15 protein-coding genes are annotated in these 19495 nt (G+C 40.8%); 9 read left to right on the plus strand and 6 right to left on the minus strand.

What is annotated here, in order from left to right; genetic code table 11:
• Window positions 1–8: 8 nt before the first annotated feature.
• The 3 genes from A0128_RS02200 (at window position 9) to A0128_RS02210 (ending at window position 2972) form a co-directional block, all read left to right on the plus strand.
• Window positions 9–515, plus strand: a complete 507-nt coding sequence (locus A0128_RS02200; RefSeq protein WP_069606032.1) for a TlpA family protein disulfide reductase — start codon at window positions 9–11, stop codon at window positions 513–515.
• A 233-nt stretch (window positions 516–748) separates the two neighbouring features.
• A complete protein-coding gene (locus A0128_RS02205; protein WP_069606033.1) occupies window positions 749–2134 on the plus strand; it encodes an Lcl C-terminal domain-containing protein in 1386 nt (461 codons plus the stop codon).
• A 55-nt stretch (window positions 2135–2189) separates the two neighbouring features.
• A complete protein-coding gene (locus A0128_RS02210) occupies window positions 2190–2972 on the plus strand; it encodes a hypothetical protein (RefSeq protein WP_069606034.1) in 783 nt (260 codons plus the stop codon).
• Window positions 2973–3025: 53 nt separating this feature from the next.
• Here A0128_RS02210 and A0128_RS02215 read toward each other — a convergent pair whose 3' ends face one another.
• The 3 genes from A0128_RS02215 to A0128_RS02225 all read right to left on the minus strand — a co-directional run bounded on the left by A0128_RS02215 (window position 3026) and on the right by A0128_RS02225 (window position 6544).
• Window positions 3026–4222: an acyltransferase family protein gene (locus A0128_RS02215; RefSeq protein ID WP_069606035.1), complete on the minus strand. Its 1197-nt coding sequence runs from the start codon at window positions 4220–4222 to the stop codon at window positions 3026–3028.
• A 62-nt stretch (window positions 4223–4284) separates the two neighbouring features.
• Window positions 4285–4866, minus strand: a complete 582-nt coding sequence (gene lepB, locus A0128_RS02220) for a signal peptidase I (protein ID WP_069606036.1) — start codon at window positions 4864–4866, stop codon at window positions 4285–4287.
• A 97-nt stretch (window positions 4867–4963) separates the two neighbouring features.
• Window positions 4964–6544, minus strand: coding sequence for an LA_3751/LA_3752 family putative glycosyltransferase (locus A0128_RS02225; RefSeq protein ID WP_069606037.1), 1581 nt, complete (start codon window positions 6542–6544; stop codon window positions 4964–4966).
• A gap of 292 nt (window positions 6545–6836) precedes the next feature.
• Here A0128_RS02225 and A0128_RS02230 point away from each other — a divergent pair, with 292 nt between their 5' ends.
• Window positions 6837–8021, plus strand: coding sequence for an acyltransferase family protein (locus tag A0128_RS02230; protein ID WP_069606038.1), 1185 nt, complete (start codon window positions 6837–6839; stop codon window positions 8019–8021).
• A gap of 65 nt (window positions 8022–8086) precedes the next feature.
• Here the strand turns inward: A0128_RS02230 and A0128_RS02235 are convergent, their stop codons facing one another.
• Together A0128_RS02235 and A0128_RS02240 are read right to left on the minus strand one after the other, a co-directional pair.
• Window positions 8087–9634 (minus strand): LA_3751/LA_3752 family putative glycosyltransferase, encoded by a 1548-nt coding sequence (locus A0128_RS02235; protein ID WP_069606039.1) that lies wholly within the window; start codon window positions 9632–9634, stop codon window positions 8087–8089.
• Between the two features lie 275 nt (window positions 9635–9909).
• Window positions 9910–11511, minus strand: coding sequence for an LA_3751/LA_3752 family putative glycosyltransferase (locus tag A0128_RS02240; protein ID WP_069606040.1), 1602 nt, complete (start codon window positions 11509–11511; stop codon window positions 9910–9912).
• Window positions 11512–11782: 271 nt separating this feature from the next.
• Here A0128_RS02240 and A0128_RS02245 point away from each other — a divergent pair, with 271 nt between their 5' ends.
• The 5 genes from A0128_RS02245 to A0128_RS02265 all read left to right on the plus strand — a co-directional run bounded on the left by A0128_RS02245 (window position 11783) and on the right by A0128_RS02265 (window position 16716).
• Window positions 11783–12364 (plus strand): LIMLP_15305 family protein, encoded by a 582-nt coding sequence (locus tag A0128_RS02245; protein ID WP_069609050.1) that lies wholly within the window; start codon window positions 11783–11785, stop codon window positions 12362–12364.
• 94 nt (window positions 12365–12458) lie between these two features.
• Window positions 12459–13451, plus strand: coding sequence for an SPFH domain-containing protein (locus tag A0128_RS02250; RefSeq protein ID WP_069606041.1), 993 nt, complete (start codon window positions 12459–12461; stop codon window positions 13449–13451).
• 3 nt (window positions 13452–13454) lie between these two features.
• Entirely contained in the window at window positions 13455–14804 is a 1350-nt protein-coding gene (gene thrC / locus A0128_RS02255; protein ID WP_069606042.1) for a threonine synthase, read from the plus strand.
• 100 nt (window positions 14805–14904) lie between these two features.
• The gene (locus A0128_RS02260; RefSeq protein WP_069606043.1) at window positions 14905–15636 is read left to right on the plus strand and encodes a hypothetical protein; all 732 of its coding nucleotides are present in this window, start codon (window positions 14905–14907) and stop codon (window positions 15634–15636) included.
• A gap of 6 nt (window positions 15637–15642) precedes the next feature.
• A complete protein-coding gene (locus tag A0128_RS02265) occupies window positions 15643–16716 on the plus strand; it encodes an LIC10486 family protein (protein ID WP_069606044.1) in 1074 nt (357 codons plus the stop codon).
• Window positions 16717–16779: 63 nt separating this feature from the next.
• Here the strand turns inward: A0128_RS02265 and leuS are convergent, their stop codons facing one another.
• A complete protein-coding gene (gene leuS, locus A0128_RS02270; RefSeq protein WP_069606045.1) occupies window positions 16780–19371 on the minus strand; it encodes a leucine--tRNA ligase in 2592 nt (863 codons plus the stop codon).
• Between the last annotated feature and the right edge of the window lie 124 nt (window positions 19372–19495).

Genomic DNA, 19495 nt, shown 5'->3' on the forward strand with positions numbered 1-19495 from the left:
TCAAAAGTATGAAAGAAATTCTTAAAAAAACGGCGAACATCGCTCTTTGGGTGGTTCTTTTTCTTGCGATCACGATTGGGATTTCGATCTTTAAAGCCTCCGATTTAAAACCTTCTGTTTCGTTAAACGGATCGACTCAAACAAACGGAGTAAAATTCGATTCTCAAGGCCGGGTTTCGATCGTTTATTTTTGGGCGACTTGGTGCGGAGTCTGTTCCACAAATCTTCCTTTAGTTCGATGGTATTCCGATCGTCTGGAAAACAGCGATCGATTCTCCTTTGTTTCCGTAGAAGAAGGGGACAACGCTGAGAAACTTTCCAACTACATCCGGGAACGAGACGTAAAATTCAACGTTATCTCCGGAAATTCAAAACTCTTAAACGAATGGAAAGTAAATGCGTTTCCGGCGTTTTTTATTTTAGATCGTAACGGTGTGATTCGATTTGCGGATTCAGGTATGATGAATCCCCTCAGCTTATTTTTAAGAATCTGGATTTCGTATTTTTTCTTTTGATTCTTTTCTCCGATTTACTGTTTCATATTCTATTTTCTGAATGTAATTCTTAAAAAATCTCAAGAATCGGGAAAAAACGTTTTCCCTGACATAACAACGGAAAGAAAAAGAACGTGCGATTTGGAAATATTTTTCTAAAAATGATTCTATAATTCCGGATATTGATTGTAAAAAGAGTCTTTTTTTCATCCATTTCTATAGAGAACTATTTTGTCTTAGGAATACTACTTTCGATGCGAAGCGATCATTCTTTCCGATTCCCCATTCTTTTTATCCTTTCTGTTTTTATTCTGATTCCAGGATGTAAGGAAAAATCTCCGGAAAATGCATGTGATCCTTCTTCCGAGGCTTATTTGGAGGCCGCGATTCTCAGTTCGGCTTCCGGAAATTTATTTCCAGTATGTTCTCCCGCTCCTCAGTCCCTGAGTTATCCGCGGGCCGTTTTTGCGAACGGAAGCCCGATCAGTTTGGTTCCAAATGTTGCCGGAAACGGATTGAGCTTTTCGATCACTCCTCTGCTCCCGAGCGGTGTCGTTCTGGATTCGTTCAATGGATTGATATCGGGCTCTTATATCGGCTATTCCGGGGTCGATACGATCTATCAGGTTAAGGCTTCCAATTCTTCAGGAAGCGTAAGCTATTCTTTAGAATTGATTCTTTATGGAACCGCACCTTTGAAAACAGGACAAACCGTCTGTTCGGATTCCGGAGGTACGACCATATCCTGCGCGGGAACCAAACAAGATGGAGAATCTCAGAATGGAAATAATTCTAATTTTTCGGGACCGAATCTGATCACGGGAACCGATTACACGACGACCGATAATTTTTCCGGTTTGATCTGGAAGAGTTGTAGTGAGGGAGTATCGGGTCCGACTTGCGGAACCGGAGCTTTTAGTTCTTTGACTTGGATTGCAAGTGGAACCGCATGTTCAAATCTCAATGCCGGGGTCGGCTATGCAAATCGCACCGACTGGAGACTTGCCTCCGCGAAAGAGTTGTCCACCACTTTAAACTATAGCGGAACCAATCCAGCGACATACTCCGCATCTTTTCCAGGGACGAGCGGTTCCGGATATTGGAGTTCCACTTCTTACGTTCCTTTGATCACAACGGATAACTGGTATGTTTCTTTTACGGATGGAACGATTGGGGAAACCATCAAGGGAAACACGAATAACGTGCGTTGTGTTTCCGGGCCTTCGCTTCCAACACCGCTCTTCAAAGACAACGGAGATTCCACGGTGACGGACGTAAATACCGGATTGATTTGGGCTCAGTGTAGCGCCGGTTTATCCGGGACGGGATGTGCTTCGGGCGCCGTTTCTTTTCCGAATTGGACGACGGCGCTTCTTACCTGTAATTCTTTGAGTTTGGCCGGTAAGGTTTGGCGTTTACCTTCCATAAATGAATTGAGCAGTTTGACGGATTTGCGCGTGGCCAATCCCGCAATCTCATCCGCCTATTTTCCTGGAACCTTTAGCGGAAACTATTGGACCTCGACTACATACACAAATGCGACCGATGCTTGGATTGTTCAGTTTGGAGCCGGCAATATAGTTACTAATTTAACAAAAGGCGCGACCGCGGGTGTTCGTTGTGTGGCGACCGGACCTTGAGTTTTATCGAATGAGCTCGTTCAGATTCGAATCTCCTCCAACCGATATGTAATGTATGGAGCCTTTTAAACCAAAACCTCTTCTGAATAAGTCGGAACTCCGGCAGATTAAAAAATCCAGAACGAGAGTAGAAGGGAAAAAGGTAATCACCGACGACGTAAAGAAGCTCAAATCGTTGAGCGTAACACCCGACCTTCCCAAAAAAGAACTCATTCAATATTACAAGGAACCGATCTGGATCGAATACTACATTCCTCGAGAATCGAGATTCGCTTATGAAGTTAAATATCTTTTTGTAAAGTTAATCGATCCCGTTCCAAGACCGGAACCCGAAGATAGAATTTTGAGAGAAGCCATTGTAAATGGAGAATTTATCGATATCATCGAAGTTCTTTTTCAACATCCGGAAAAGGAAGATTTGTTGCGTAATAGTTATTTAAACACGTTTCCATTTTTAGAATCCATCTCTGCGAATTATAAACAATATTTAAAAAGCCAAGACGCTTATGATCTGAGAATTCCTCTCTTTCATACGGAAGCTTTGATGAAACGAGAACCGACCGTTGCGACCTTGGAATTTTTAGGTCCGTTTACGATCTTCAATCTCAACTGGCTGATCCGAAAGTTAAACGAGGGAGGAGAAGAATTCTCACTCGAAGACGAAACCATTTCCGTCTTGATCAAAAGAAGAAACGAATACTGGGAACAAAATTCTCTCCCAGTCGACGAGGATTTCGAACTCTTCGCGGCCCTTTTTTACGAACAAGCATTTCCACACAGAGGCTCGGAATATGATGACGCCTTACTTCTCAGAGAAACGGGCGATCCGAACGTCTAAAAAGTTTTTCCTTCTTTCTGCAAAAACATTCCTGCAAACAAAAGAAATTTCGTCTAACTTAACTTCTTTTGTTTTCCCGTAAGTTTATCTTTGAGCATCAGAAACGGTTCTTCGATTAATAAAAAGAAGAACCAAGAGATTAGAAACGTAATCAGAACCAGATAAACACTCGTAAGCAAAAACATTCCCACCGTCGGAGTCGCTTGCAACAGAGGAAGAATTTTTTTTGCCGCCAATGGAATCGCGAATATATGCCAAAGATACGCGGTATAACCGAGACGCGCGAAAGGTCGGAAGACCGAAAGGCTGAAAAAACGTTTTAAGAATCCCGGATAAAAAGAAAAATACATTAGAATTCCGAATCCGAGTGAAAGCAGAACGGGCCGCAAAACAAGAGCCCAAGAAGTCCCCGGATCGATCTGGTGCGCGTAAATCACGATTGCGAATCCAAGAGTGAGAATGGAAATAATTCCTACCTTGTATTTTTTTGCCCTTTCTGCAGTGAGTGGAAAGTGATGAAACACTTCGTACACGATCATACCTGCCAGAATCGAATCGAATCTCGCATGAAAATTGTAAGCGGCGTTCATATTCGTATCCGGAGAAAATGCGATATTCATTCTCACAAGAAACGCGGTTAGAAATCCTAAAAAGTAAAAAAGAAATCGAACTTGGATGTTCACTCGAAAGAGAAATACCGCGCATAAAAAAGGAAGAATGAGATAGAAATGTTCTTCGATGGAAAGCGACCAACCTCCGTTGTAAAGTCCATAGGGAAGAATATCAGAAAGATAGAATATATCCACCCAGATGTACTCCATTCTCGTCTTTGTGTCGGCGATCAAAGAAAGAATTTGGGCGTTGTCGATTTGTATGGATTCTAATTTTGCCAATTGCTGGGATTTGCTATAATAGAGTATCGCAAGGGCGAAATAAAACGCCGGAAAGATCCGCAGAGATCTTTTAATAAAAAACTGTTTGATTTCAAGTTTTCCGTTTCTTTCGTGCTCTCGAAACAAACCGCCGTAGATTAAAAACCCGCTGAGCAAAAAGAAAAAGTCCACTCCGGAAGAAAGGGAACCGAGAAAAAGACGCAACGGATCCGAGTCTCCTGGAAGGATCGTTTTTGCAGTGACCCAAGCGTGAAAAACGACTACAAAAAGAATCGATATGGCGCGGATTCCGTTTAAGTTTTCGTATTCGTTTTCTTTCTTATGAAAAATAGAAAAACAATATTCTTTTATATTCATTTTATTTAAAATACTCATATAGTTTATTTAGTGGCGTATGTTTGTTTAGGAAGCAGGGTAGTTTATAAAAAGAACCAGACCTTCCCTCTCAGTTTTTGAAACGGAACCAAACCATAGTTTCTGGAGTCTGTCGAATTTTCTCGGTTGTCACCGAGAACTAAAAAGTAACCGGGTGGAATTCTTCCTGCATCTCCTATCGGAACATTTCCTTTTACGGCGGTCATCGGAATCATAGAAAGGGAAGGCGCAATGGTTTTGAATCCCGGTTTTAAGAATGTTTCCTGAAGAGGGCCGTCGTTGATGAGAACCCGGTCGTTTTCAAAACGGAAATAATCTCCGGGCAAACCTACGACTCTTTTTAAACTCAGTTCTTCTTCGAGACCGTCCAAAACCAAAACGTCGAATCTGCTTACTTGGCCTTCTAAGAAAGAAAATTCCCATCTTCCGATCCGAGCGGGGAAACCCCATTTTGTAACTAAGATCAGATCTCCTTCCTTATAAGAAGGGGCCATTGAATAACCGGAAATAAAATAGATTTGAAACAGAAAGAGCCGCATCAAAAGGATCGTAAAAAGAGAAAGAAAGATGGGAGAAATCTGCCAGAGAATTTTTGAAACCTTTCCTTCGTGTTCGGAGCTTTTCATACGAGACTGGAACAGAATCCGTTGAAAGAGCCAGAAGGAAAAGTCAAAAATGCGAAGTAGCTTCCGAATCTAAAAGAATTGTGAAATCGAAAATTTTTTATTTTAAATTTCCGATCCAGATTTCATATCCGGCCGTCTTGGAAACATGGAAGTCGGAAAGACTTTCTTTTAATTTCGGTATAAGAATTTTTGAATCCCATTGAATCGGTTGAACGATTTCCATTCCCATCGAATTCTTCTCCATCTTCTCCTTGGTTTTAGAATCTACAATTCCAAGATCATATTGTACGAATGCGATCTTAGAATTAGGCCAAACCTTAGAGGAACGATTTACGATTTCAAGAATCTGATCGGAACTTTCCGCCTTGAACACGACCTTATCCAAATAACGGGTTCCGATCGTATAAAAAGATAAGTAATCGGTATAAACCCAAATGTCGGCATCCATCGAAGAAATGATGGATGAGAATTTCTTAACATGAATACTTCTACCTCTTTGGATTCCCAAGCCGACGAGTCCCAAAAGAAAAGAATATATAAAACAAACGATAAAAACTTTTTTTAGATTCTTCTTACCTTTGCGAATCATATAAAACCAATATTTGCGAACGAGGATCGAGTATGGAAGAATGATCGAAGCAAAAAATCTAGGTCCCCAGTTGTTGAATCCGTCGTTCGGAGTGGTTAAAAGAACTAAGACCAAGAATAACAAAGAGGATCCGAGTAACGTGCGATTCGTGCGGGAAAGTTTCCGAAATCGAAACGCTAAAATCGAAAAGAGAATCAATGCCGACGGAAGATAACCGAAATAGCCGACTTTTAGAGGACCAAAAAGAAGGAGGTTGATAATCCAGTCAGTTCTCTGCGACCAAGATACGGAAAAGCCGTGAAGGTTTGCTAAATACCGAGTTCCAAAAATATGTCCGTAGTCGATCCAATTCCAAATAAAAAAGATCGAAACGGTCAAAAATAAACCAAAAAGAATATTCAAAAAATTAAATATAATCTTGGAATTTTTTTTCTGAAAATAGATCGGAACTAAACCTACTGCATGGAATAGTAAAAGAGATCCCGCGTAAATGAGTCCTTCCAGTCGAAACCAAATATAAAAACCTAAAAACGCGCCGGCCAGGAAGTGTTTTCTCAGATTCGGCTGACCCTTAAAAATAAGAATTAAGGGAATTAAGGAAAGAAGAATGATCAGTGTATTTTCGGAAAAGTCGAGAGAAAGAGACCAGGCGAACGTGCAGAAGAACGAAAGGAACAAAAATAAAAAATCAAACTTCCAATATCTTTTCAGCAGAATCAAAGTGAAAAACGAAAGTATCACCGAGAAATATGGAAGATTCTTAATTCCGACCAACCAATAAAAGGGACTTACGATCGCCGCAAACGAAAGTGGGAAGGCACTGATCAATCGATCCTTATTTAGCAGATGAAGATTTTTCGGAAGATAATAAAATTCTAAATTAGAATCGATCGTCCTTCCGGGATAAAACAATTCTTCGGATTGAAATTCGTTCCGGATTAAGGAATCGATCTGAATCGCTTTGTCATGGCTGTCTTGAAAGAGAGAATATTCAGGTATTGTAAATCGTAAAGATCCAAACATACCGATAAATAATAAAGACCAGAATAAAAACTTTTTGGAACCGAGATAAGAAAGGATCGATTTCATAGAATTCTTTATATTTCACCCAACAGCAGATTGTGATTGCAAGCGACTCGAGAAAGTCGACAGAGTCGAACTGAAATTTCCGAAAGCTTCCCGCTAAATTGATCGTATGTACGGAGCGAGCAACTATAAAATCTTGAGTAGAATCAAAAGTTAAGGACCTCAAAATTTTCGATAAATTCTTTTCTATTAACGATCGATCCGATTCGTCGGGTTTTGACCTCAGCAAATTGATTTACAGACACATGGTTTTTTTTTTCCATGAAATATCTCATAAAACAGGGATCTCAACGTTATGAAAGCGGCCTTCTTATCTCTTTTTGAAAAGCGAATCTGGGAAAAGGACTCATTGAATGGTCTTCGTGCCATTTCTATGATGGCCATTTTTATCTTCCACTTATCCGATCCGATTCGTCATCATCTTCCGCAAGATACGATAGTTCTCAATACGTTTATCAGCAATTTAACTTCCTCAGTAGATTTATTTTTTATTCTGAGCGGTTTTTTGATTTACGGAGTTCTCTATCGAACCTGGGAAAAAACGGGAACCTTGAGTTTTAAGGATTTTTATATCAATCGAAGTTTAAGGATTTTTCCGGCGTATTATTTCTTCGTTTTTATAGCGCTCTTTGTCAATAAATTGCAAGTGAAGATGATGATTGCATCTACGGATCCGAAAATCCAAGCGCTTCTACCTTCTTATTCCGCTTCCGTAGATCGATGGATTTACGACGCGCTTTACGTTTCTAACTACGTAACGTCGTCGCATTTTCACACTTGGTCTCTTTCTTTGGAAGAGCAGTTCTATTTAATCTTTCCTTTGATTTGTTATTTTATACTTTTTAAATTAACAACGAAGTCTCGAATTCTCTTTCTCGTTCTATTGTATAGTTCCGCTGCTCTCATTCGTTACTTCGTTTATCAAGCGAATGTTGGAGATCAACCTTATAAAGTCTTCGATCTCTTATTTCATCGTCCGGCTCATACTCGATTCGATTCCATCGTTGCAGGGATTCTTACCTTCGAGCTTTATAAGAATTGGAACTTGGTTCCAAAAGAACACAATCGAATCCGAGAATGGTATTTTCTAATTCCGGGGCTTTCGTTTTTGGCGATTGCGAGTTTTATTCCTTATCAATTTTCAGTTTATTATACGGTATTTCGATTTAACTTTTCGAATTTGGGATACGCGCTGGTAATGATTGCAAGTATTCACAATCTATCCTATATCGGAAAGTTTTTGAGTTTGAGAATTTTCGCTCCGCTTGCGAGAATGAGTTACGGGACCTATCTTTGGCACATAGTGGCGATCTTTATCGCGAGCACTCAACTCAAGGTTAATGTCGACAGCATTTCTTGGTTTCAGTTTTGCAAAGCCCTTGGAATTGGTTTTTCTTACGCGCTTCTCTTTGCATTTATATCTTATATGTTGATAGAATATCCGTTCCTAAGTTTGAAAAATCGACTGAAGAAGGATTAAGATTTGCGACCGTAGAAACTCCGGTTTTTTACAAACGAACCTTGGTTTCAAATCTTCAAATCGATTTATTTTTTTTCTCTCGTAAATTGAGTCGCGAGAACTCCTTTGTATGAGGCGGCTTCTCTCATCGTCTGAAAATTTTCGCGCAATCGTTCTTTGAGGTTTAATTTTTCCGAAGGAAAAAACTCAGAAGAACTTTTTCCAAAACTCTTCGCTTCTTTTGCATTCATCTCGAAAAGAACCAAAGAAGTAATCGAACTTTCCTTTTTGATATTCTCAAGAATGGGATCAAAATTTGTCTTGGAATTTAAGCAGAGAATTTTTCTGGAAAGATGTTCCAACCCCGCCTGTCCGCAGAGGATCGGGTCCGTAAAAAGCCAGAGTGGCGCGTCGTTCCGCGCGTAGAATTGGCGAAAACTCCGTTCCTGTTTGGCCGCGTGATGGAAAATTTTCAAAGTTACGGCCGAGATCAAAAACGAAAAGACAATCAAAACTACGGAAAGAATCTTCCAAACCTTAGAATGCGAAGGATTCCAGCCGTCCCAGAGGACAAGAAGCGGAAGGAAGCTTAGCATTAGATATCTTCCCGTAATCGTAATTCCGTCGTTAGGCGCCGATGCTCCGATCAGAATGATATAAGAAAGACTGAGAAGAATGAGAAAGTTTTCTTTATCAGTTCGTTCCTTTTTAAAAACGAGATAATAAAGAATGGGTAATAATAAAAAGGAAGAACAGAAAAATAAACCGAACTTGGGGATTCCATCCACGTAATTTACAAACGTCATCGAAAAAAATCTTTGGATACGATCGATGGTTGTGCTTCCATTGTTTCCAAAATTGAATAAAAACCGCGCTCCGAAAACGTGTCCATAATCGAAATAATTCCATAGAAGAAAGAGAATTGCAGGGGAAAGGCTTAATAATATTATAAAAAAATTATATTCTTTCCAGATGTCTTGGAACTTGAATTTTGAGGTTAGAACTTCAGCAATCAACAAGCTGAGTAGAAATGGAGAAGATTCCAATCGAAACCAAATTGAAAGTGAAATTGTTATCAAAGATAAATAAATCAATTTCACTTTTCCGGTTTCTCTGTATTCCATCCACCAAACAAAACCGAGCGTATTGAGCATGAAATAAATAGAATATTCGTTAAAATCAAGACTGAGCGCAAAGAGGATTGTGGCTCCGTAACCGAGGATTGCGGTCTTTTGATTTATAACTTTTTTACTCGTGAGAAAATAAAAAGAAAAAACCATAGAAAGAGAAAAAAGAAAAGGAAGAAGATTCCAGTCGAGACCTGCTTTTTTGATAAGCGAAGTGAAGACGGAAAAGGCGACAGGAAAGGCTCCGATAAATTTTCCTTGAATCGTATTTACAAAAGCTTGAGAAAGAAAAAAGTTCTCGTGTTGAGGATCTAAGCTCTGAGCGGGGTATTGTAATTCCTCTGATTTAAAATCGTTTTGAATCAGAGATTCGGTTTGCATCGCTTTGAGAAGTGAGTCCGCGATATAAAAATCGCCGGTCCCAATCCAAACGTGAAGAAATGGAACAAGTATTAAAAGAATACAAATCGCCCATTGGTCTTTAAATTTTTGCAATAGTTTTTTCAATTGAAACCTATCTCAGCTTCATTCGAGAGATTGAATCTCAAGAATGTAAATTGAAGATTTTCCATATCATAATATGATTGCCAAGCGGATTTTTTAATTTTGGAATCTTGACTTCGAAATTGGAAACATTCAATTGGAAAAAAGTTTCCAAAGAAGCGATTCTTTTTGAATTGGAATGGATGGGAGATTGTTGCTTGAGAGGAGGTTTGTAGCCGATGGACTTCTACAATTTTGGTCTCGCTTGGCTTTTGTAATAAAAAGAAAGATTGGTTACATCATTTTACTTCGCTTTTGTAAATCCCGTAAATAATTTCTATACTCCCTAGGCTTTGTCTTTTTGAGATTCGAATCGATTGAATCTTGGAAATCGCTTCCGGATCGAACTGATTGAGAAAAACGAGCATCCCATTCTTCGTATCCTTATCGTATTCTAGGTTTTTCATCCCTTCTGTATATTCTTTCGCATAAGCAAAGTATTCGAAGGAAACCGAAGTCTGATTGTGAGAGGATGAATATTTTTTCAGCAATTCGATTAACTCTTCCGCGTTGATTGCCTCGTAAACTCTACCTTGAAAGTAAAGTCCTTCGCTCGCCATTCCTCCAATCAAACCGTTCTGAAAGATCAAAAGATTCTCCTTTGGTTCTTTCAGGATAAATTCTTGAACACCTTTTGTGTTCTTTGCAAAACCCTTCGTAGTTTTGTAATAGATCCAAGTCGGTAAAATAGAAATTCCAAGAATCGCGTAGAGTGGAATTCTCCAGAGATAATTTTTATTCTTTAAAAACTGAAATGCTTTCGATGCGAGTAGAAAAAGTCCCGGCAAACCGGGAGTCAGATAACGAGAACCGAATTCCGCCCCCCCGTCGTTCGGCGCCGTGCTCGCGGAGACGAGGATCCCAAGGATCGAAGAGACGATTAGACTCTTCTCTTTGTTTTCCAATTCTTTCCAGTTTTTAAAAAAGGAGAATACAAAGATTCCGACCCCGAAAAGTAGAAACGGGGAATATCCAAAAAGTCCTAACTTTAGGTTTCCGTAAAATAAGAGATTTATAAAATTCTTAAATAGATTGGTTCCATCTGCGGAATCATAGTTTGCGTTGAATCTTGGTCCGAGGATGGAATGAAAGAACGAAAAGTTGAATCCGCAGTAACCAAGAAAAAACAAGAAAAGAAGAATGGAGGAGACTACAAAACCGGTTCTGTTTTCGTTTTTTTGGGAAAGCGGGAATTGATAGAAGGTTTCAGAAATCCAATAGATTCCCAAAAAGATAAGATATTCTAAACGAAACCAATAACAGAGAGAAAGAAGGAGGGTGCTCGCGATTGTCAGGGCCGGTGAAAAATTCTTCTTTGATTTTTGATAGAGAATAATGCCGGTAACGAATAAAAAGAGTCCGACTCCGACATCCATAAAAAGATAACCGTTCATAACGACCGGAGTCAGGATTGAAAAAAGAAAAATCTGCCAGGAAGGAATTTTGTATTCTCGACCGAGGAGATACAAAGAAGATCCGATCAACAGCGCGGATAAAAAATAAATTCCGTAAGCGCCTCCGAATGGAAGCGCAATCGCATAAAGAATTCCTAAAGAGATAGGGAACGCGATGATCTTGTGACCGTTTGCGATCGACATTTTCAACAGGCTAAACTTGAGTTCCGGATCAAAGTCAAAGCCCGGATAAAAAACGTCTAAGGATTGAAAGCCGCTGAGAAAAATCGATTTTCCAAGAATGAATTTTTCGTAGTGATCCGCAGAAAGAAGATATTTCGGGGGAATGCTTAAGTAAAGAAAAAACGAAAAAATAAACGCGGCTAATATCGCGCCGTATTTATTTTGAAAGAATCGAGCGAGAAAGTCTTTGAGTTTTGGGATCATTGAGTTATAAAAAATTCAAAAATAGAAAAACTAATTTTAATACATTCGACATAAAGGGAAAGGATTCGAAAAAAGTTCCCTTCATTTCGAAGTCAGCGTATCGAAATCGGTTTCGAGGTCAATCTGCTTTCCTTTTGTAAAAATCTTCCCTTTTGGCTTTGGTTCAAGATCGATTCCACGTTTTCGGAAATTAATTTTTAAAGAATGAGGAATTGTAAAACGAAGTATTTTTTCATTGATCCATTCTTGGAATCGTGCAAAACTTGAAGTTATGCAACAGGAAACTCCCTCCGATCCCAATCTACTTGGTCAATTTCTTTCCCAGTCTCCGGTAAAGGCTCTGATCGATCGTTACAAATCAGAAAAGGGGAAAGTTCGGAGCTTTATGGAAAAGCTTCCTCTCTATGCGAGCGGTTTGAAGGGAACCGAATTTCAAAACGCGGATTCTCTTTTGAGAAAGGAATTGGCTTCTAAAATTTCTCATCTGAAAGAACCGATGCGAAGATTGGAAGAGGCTTTTGTATCGACCAAAAAAATGGATCTGATCGGAAGCAGCGAAATCGCGGTCGTTCTGATCGATAAACTTACGAACGCAATTCAATCCGCAGGATACGGACTTACCGGTCTCGGTTCCGGACTCAAGGCCACGCAAGAAGAATTGGAAAAGCTCGCTGAGTTTGATTTTTCTCTTTTTAAAGAAGTGGAAGGGATCGAATCCAAGGTCCAGGCTTTGAAAGTGACAGCGGAATCTTCGGTGGAAGAAGTTCGCAATTTGGTAAGCGACATCCGAGTAGCTCTGGATGGATTGGAGAATGCGTTTCGATCTCGTAAGGATCTCTTTACGAAACTCTAAACGATATTCAGAGGTCTTATTGGATGGTAAGAATCCGAAAAAATTGTGTTTCGAAACACAAATAGAAATCTTAAATAATTAAAAGGAATGAATCATGGCATTGATTGATGTAATCAAATACGAAGGACAACCCGGAGAGATCGTTTGGAAGTTTCCGAGAAACGATATCAGTCATTTCGGTCAACTCGTTGTAAACGAAAGTCAAGAAGCGGTCTTCTTTAAGGAAGGAAAGGCTCTGGACGTTTTTGGTCCGGGAACTCATACTCTGAAAACGGGAAACATCCCGCTTTTGGAAAAGATCGTCAATCTTCCGTTCGGCGGTCAGACTCCGTTTACGGCAGAGATCGTTTACGTAAACAAATCCGTAATCAATATGACCTGGGGAACTCCGGCTCCGATTCAAATCGAAGATCCGAAGTATCACATCACTCTCGGTTTGAGAGCATTCGGAAATTATAATATTAAAGTTATCGATTCCAAATCGTTCGTGAATACGGTTGTGGGAACTCAGCAAAGATTCAATCACGACGGAGTCGATAAACTTCTCAAGCCGATGGTAGTAACCAGGCTCAGCGATTTTATCTCCGAAGTCGTATTAAAAACCGGAGTTCCGATTACTCAGATTTCTCAACATCTGGAAGAGGCTTCTTCGGCCGGAAAAACAAAAACACAACCCGACTTTCAAAAATACGGTCTTGAGGTTTTGGATTTTTTCATTCAGTCGATTAATTTTGATCAGAACGATCCGAACTTTCAAAAGATTCAGAAAGTTCTCACCGATAAATTCGAAATCGAAACGATGGGGAATATGTATCAGCAGAAAAGAATGCTGGATATCGGTGAAGCTGCCGCGACTAATCCCGGAGGAGCCGCCGGTGAAGGTATGAGCGCCGGAATGGGTTTGGGAATGGGAATGAATATGGCCGGGATGATGGCCAATATGATGGGACAGAATCAAGCCGGAGCAAAACCTGCTGGTGACGACGCGGCTTCAAGAATCGCAAAACTGAAGTCACTTCTGGACGGCGGCCTCATCACTCAGGAAGAATTTGATACCAAAAAAAAGGACATTTTGAATTCTATCTAAAATATGGTCTCCACTCTCACTCGATACAAAGCCGAATTTGAATGTATAAACGATTCCTGCAAAACTCGATACGATCTAAACGAGATCGTATACGAGTGTAGAAAATGCGGAAGTCTTCTCCAAGTTTCACACGACTTGGAAGCTCTGAAGACGGTATCGGGTGAAGAATGGAAACAGACTTTTGATTCGCGTTTTCGCTCTGTCAAGTTTCCGAATTCTTCCGGAATCTGGAACAAAAGAGAATGGGTTCTTCCTCATATTGAAGATAAGAATATCGTAACTTCCGGAGAAGGGCTTTCTCACCTCTTTAGTTCCGAACGTTTGACCGCAGACTTAGGTCTCGGAAGTTTTTATGTAAAGCAATGTGGGATCTCACACACCGGATCTTTCAAGGATCTCGGGATGACTGTTCTTTTATCCCAAGTCAAACACATGATTTCCAGCGGAGTTCCGATCCAAGCGGTAGCTTGTGCGAGTTCCGGAGACACTTCTGCGGCGCTTGCTTCCTACGCGGCAAAAGCGGGAATACCGGCGATCATCTTTCTTCCTGCGGGAAAAGTATCTCAGGCGCAACTCATTCAACCCGTGTCCAACGGAGCGAAAGTAATCGCATTGGACACCGACTTCGACGGTTGTATGCAAATCGTCAAAGAAGTCACTCGCGAAGCCGGAATCTATCTTGCGAACTCGATGAATTCGCTCCGAATCGAAGGACAAAAAACGATCTCCGTTGAAATTACACAACAGTTGGAATGGAAGGTCCCGGATTGGATCGTAATTCCCGGTGGCAATCTTGGAAACGTTTCCGCCTTGGGAGCGGGATTTGAAATGATGCTTTCTCTCGGGCTCATCGATAAATTACCGAGGATCGTATTGGCTCAAGCCGAACACGCAAATCCATTATATCTTTCGTATTTAAAGAATTTTGAAAGTTTCGAGCCGGTCTCTGCGAAGACAACTCTGGCCTCTGCGATTCAAATTGGAAATCCGGTTTCCATTCAGAAGGCGATCAAAACCCTCAAGAAATTCAACGGAGTTGTGGAACAAGCGAGTGAAGCTGAACTTTCCGACGCCGCGGCAAAGGCCGATCTTTATGGTTTATACAATGATCCGCACACAGGCGTCGCTCTTGCGGCTCTTAATAAACTTCTGAAAAAGGGAACCATCTCCAAAGGTGAGAATGTGGTCGTCATCTCTACCGCGCACGGGTTAAAATTCACCGAATTTAAGCTTAAATTTCACGCGGGAGAAATTGCAGGGACGGATTCTAAGATGGTAAATTCAATCCATAGAATCGAGCCAAAAGCGGAGAAAGTAATCGATTTGATTCGAAATCTCTTACATTTGGGATAAAGCTCATTTTTACCCGGTTCTTAGAATTTTTTTAAGACTTTTTTTCCTAATTTTTTTTTTTTCGTCGAAAGTCAGAAGTTTTTCGTCATATCTCTAATCCATGAGGGATTTTGACGATGTATCAGCCGACTTTCGAATGGAAGTTGATTCTGCAATTTCGAAAGAAGTTCCCATTTCTTTAATCACTTACGTTCTAACACCCAAGGGTGAGAAAAAACTTAAGTATATCATTCAAGGGATTCTTACTCGTTATGATCGATTGGATCTAACAGAGCTTCTTTACACCTCTTCTAAGGAACTGATCGTCAACGCGACAAAAGCCGCGATCAAAAGGATTCTTTTTAAAGAATCCAAACTCAATATTGAATCGATTGAAGACTATGAAAGAGGAATGAAATCCTTTCATAGTAGCTTAAGTGACAAAAAGTTCCCGTTTTATAGGGAAAAGATGAAAGAGCACGATCTTACTATAAAAGTAACATTCTTTTTTAATCAGCATCGTATCATTTTAAAAATTTTGAATAACTTTCCTTTAACGGATCAGGAAGAAAAGAGAGTGAGAGAAAAATTTAGAATCTCTCGAGACTTTGATAATCTTTTTGAATTCTTTATGAAGTTCGGTGATTCTACGGAAGGCGCCGGACTTGGAATTACGATGGTTGAAATTTTAGTTGCTCAAAGCGGATTTGACAGGCACTTGTTTACGATTTACAGCAGAAAAGGTATTTCGCAAACTGTTGCAAGAGTCGAAATCCCACTGAGAGAGGATTATATTCCTAGGAGATTGAAATTCCGTAAGGGACAAAATTTCATACCTAGTTTTGTAGAATGAGGATGAATGGAACCGAGTAATCAAGCCAATAACAAATTGCAGGAACAAGCGAATCTAATGAATCTCGCGCTTGAATCCGTTGTTACGGAAGATCAAGCAGTAGAATTGATTCAGGGAAAGATCCGAGATGCTTTCCTATTAAAAATTAGAATCGACATTGAAAATAGAAGCGGCGCCGTCGTTGCATTAGTTAGCAAATATAAGAATGACGTAATAGAAATTTATTCTCTGTTTTCCAATTCTTCTTTGATTCGTAAAATTCGTAGTTTCGAAGATTCCGCAGCGTTTGCGCTGGATATGGTGGAAGCCGCAAAGTCGGAACCGTTTGATCCTGGACTTTCCGATAGTATCGGCCGCATCGTTTATTCTAAACTCACCAAAGCAGTATTAGAAACTTCTTATCCGAATTGGGAAAGAAACGACGCGTCGAGCTTAGTCAATATTTTAGAAAATCAAATTAAAACATCATTAAAAGTGAATATAGTAAGAATTCAAGCGGACGTAGAATATATGTCCAGTTTGAAGTTCAGAGCTAAGAACGTATTCACCGGAATCATTCCGGCGGTCAACCGTCCCGTGGAAGAGCCGTCCATCGGTCAGGTTCCGGAAAGCCAGGAGAAAACCCCGGTTCAAAGACAAATCGAACAATTCAAGAGACCGTTCGGAAGAGTGGTCGTTGCCAAGACGGTCCTTTCTCCTGTCGGAGGAATTGACTTCGACGATTTGAGCGAAGGAGACAAACTTCTCTTTCAATTGCCCACCGGAAGTATGGATGAAAAAGCCATGGCAAAAACCTTAGGCGGTTACGACGATGCGGGAAATCCTAAGAACGTAGTCGGTGAATTTATAGGAATCGCCGCCGGTAAGGGAGAATATCATATCTTTGCAAAAGGGCCTTCCGGCGTTTTGTTACAAGCATTTGAAGAACGTCCTGTTCGACTCGCAAGACTCAAAGGAAAAACTACGGCCAGTTCCGCACCGGCGAAGGTAGAATCTTCCAGCGGCGGATCTTTGGGAATGATCATCGTAGCTGGTGTCGTGATCGTTTTAGGTTTGTTGGTCTTTTTGATTATGAAATAAGTTTAGAGTGCGCGTTTTTCGTCGAAGACGAAAAACGCGCGAGGTTCCGATAAAACACGAAGATCAACCGATCACAAGGTTGACAAGTTTTCCGGGAACATAGATTTCTTTGCGGATTGTCTTTCCATCTAAGATTCCCTTTATTTTTTCCAGATTCTTTGCCAATGTGATTGCATCGGCTTGAGTTACGTCTTTTGGAGCTTTGAACTCGTCTCTCAGTTTTCCGTTGACTTGAACAACGATAAGAATTTCCGATTCCACCAAATATTGAACGTCTGCTTCCGGAAAGGTTTCGTGAGAAAGGGATTCTTTTTTACCGGCGCGTTTCCAGAGTTCTTCCGCGATGTGAGGAGCGAAAGGAGCGATCAAAAGGATAAAAGGTTCCAATATTTTTTTCGGTCTTCTTTCCAGAGGAGTGAACTCGTTCACAAAGATCATCAACTGAGAAATCGCAGTATTGAAAGAAAAGTTCGGAATATCTTCGGAAACTTTTTGGATCGTTTTGTGAAGAATTTTCCATTCTTCCGGAGTGGGTTCTATCTCGTCGAGACGAAAGGATTCTTCTTGGCCGCTGTGAAAGAGTCTCCAAATCCGATTTAAGAATCTAAAAACTCCTTCCACACCTCTTGTGCTCCAAGGTTTCACCATCTCCAAAGGACCCATAAACATTTCAAAAAGGCGAAGGCTGTCTGCTCCGTATTCTTTGATCACGTCGTCGGGATTTACAACGTTTCCAAGAGACTTCGACATCTTACGTTTGTCTTCTCCGAGGATCAATCCTTGGTGAACGAGTTTTCCAAACGGTTCCTTCGTGGAAACAACCCCGATATCGTATAAGAATTTATGCCAGAATCTGGAATAAAGAAGGTGAAGAACCGCGTGTTCCGAGCCGCCGACATACATATCAACGGGCATCCATTTTTTCTCCAACTCAGGATCGCAGAAGAATTTACCGTTTTTAGGATCGATATATCGTAGATAATACCAACAAGATCCGGCCCACTGTGGCATCGTGTTGGTTTCTCTCGTTCCGATTTCTCCGGTAACCGGATCCTTGTAGCTCAACCATTCTTTAGCGAGCGCAAGAGGAGATTCTCCAGTTCCGGATGGTTTAAATTCTTTTAAATTAGGAAGTACTAATGGAAGTTCGGATTCAGGAATCGCTTTCGTAACTCCGGAAGGATAATGAACTAAGGGGATCGGTTCTCCCCAATATCTTTGTCTTGCAAAGAGCCAGTCTCTGAGTTTGAACTGAATCTTTTTCTTTCCGATCTTTTTGGATTCCGCCCAAGAAATGATCTTAGAAGAAGCGGACGTGTAGTCCATTCCATCGATTGAAATTTCAGAGGAAGAAGAATTTATACAAACGGATGTTTTCGAATCAAAGGCATTGTCTACGGAGATTTCACCTTCGATCACGGGAAGAATCTTGAGATCAAAAGCTTTTGCAAACTCAAAGTCTCTTTGATCATGAGCGGGGACCGCCATGATTGCACCGGTTCCGTATCCGTAGAGAACGTAATCGCTGATCCAGACCGGAATTTTTTTGGAAGGATCCGCAGGGTTGAGCACGTAGGCGCCGGTAAATACTCCCGATTTTTCTTTGCTCAATTCGGTTCTATCCAAATCACTTTTGAGAGCGGAAGCCTTTTGATATTCTTCTATCTTTTGTTTTTGTTCGGGAGTTGTGATGACGGAAACGATCGGATGTTCCGGAGCTACGACCATGTAAGTCACTCCGAAGATCGTATCGGGTCTTGTAGTAAAGATTCGGATTCCATCGAGATCACCGATCGGCTTTGGAAAAGGAAATGTGATTTCCAGTCCTTCGCTCTTGCCGATCCAGTTTTTCTGCATTTCGAGCGTGGAAGTCGGCCATTGCACGAGCGTAAGATCTTCTAAAAGACGATCCGCGTAAGCGGTGATTCTCATCATGTACTGACGCATCGGTTTACGAACGACTTCGTAACCTTTTTCCACCCATTCTTCCACTTCTTCGTTGGCAAGAACGGTTCCTAAACCTTCGCACCAGTTTACGGGGATTTCGGCCTGATAAACGAGGCGAAAATCAGAAAGAATCTTCTCTTTCTGGGCAGGAGAGGACCCGTTCCATTCTTCCGCACTGAACTGCTTATAATCTAAACCTTCGGAACCTTGTTTGGAGAATCTTTCGATGAGCGTGTCAATAGAATTGGCTTTTTTGAGTTCCGGATTAAACCAGGATTTGTAGAGCTGAAGAAAGATCCACTGAGTGAATTGATAGTAGTCCGGATCTGTTGTGGAAAGCTCTCGAGACCAATCGTAAGAAAGGCCGATCATTTTGATCTGTCTGCGAAAGTTATCGATATTATTCTTTGTAGTAGTGGCTGGATGAACTCCTGTCTGCATCGCATAACGCTCCGCAGGGAGTCCAAAAGCATCCCAACCCATGGGATGTAAAACTTCAAAACCCTTCATTCTCTTAAAACGAGAGAGAATGTCGGTGGCTGTGTATCCTTCCGGGTGACCTACGTGCAGTCCGGCTCCGGAGGGATAAGGAAACATGTCCAAGCAGTAGAATTTTGGTTTAGAAGACTGAATATTTGTCTGAAAGCTATTGTTCTCTTCCCAAAAATTTTGCCAAAATAATTCTACTTCCTGAAACGGATATTGCATTTGGATCCTTACTTTCTTACTGAGTCGATTACCTTGATCAATCTTTGAAATGTTTTACTCAAACATGATTTGCAAAGATCGTATTGGTAGAGTTGCGTGACCTTTGATCTGCATCCTGTGCAAG

Origin of the sequence: Leptospira tipperaryensis (genome assembly GCF_001729245.1) — a bacterium.
Lineage (GTDB): Bacteria > Spirochaetota > Leptospiria > Leptospirales > Leptospiraceae > Leptospira > Leptospira tipperaryensis.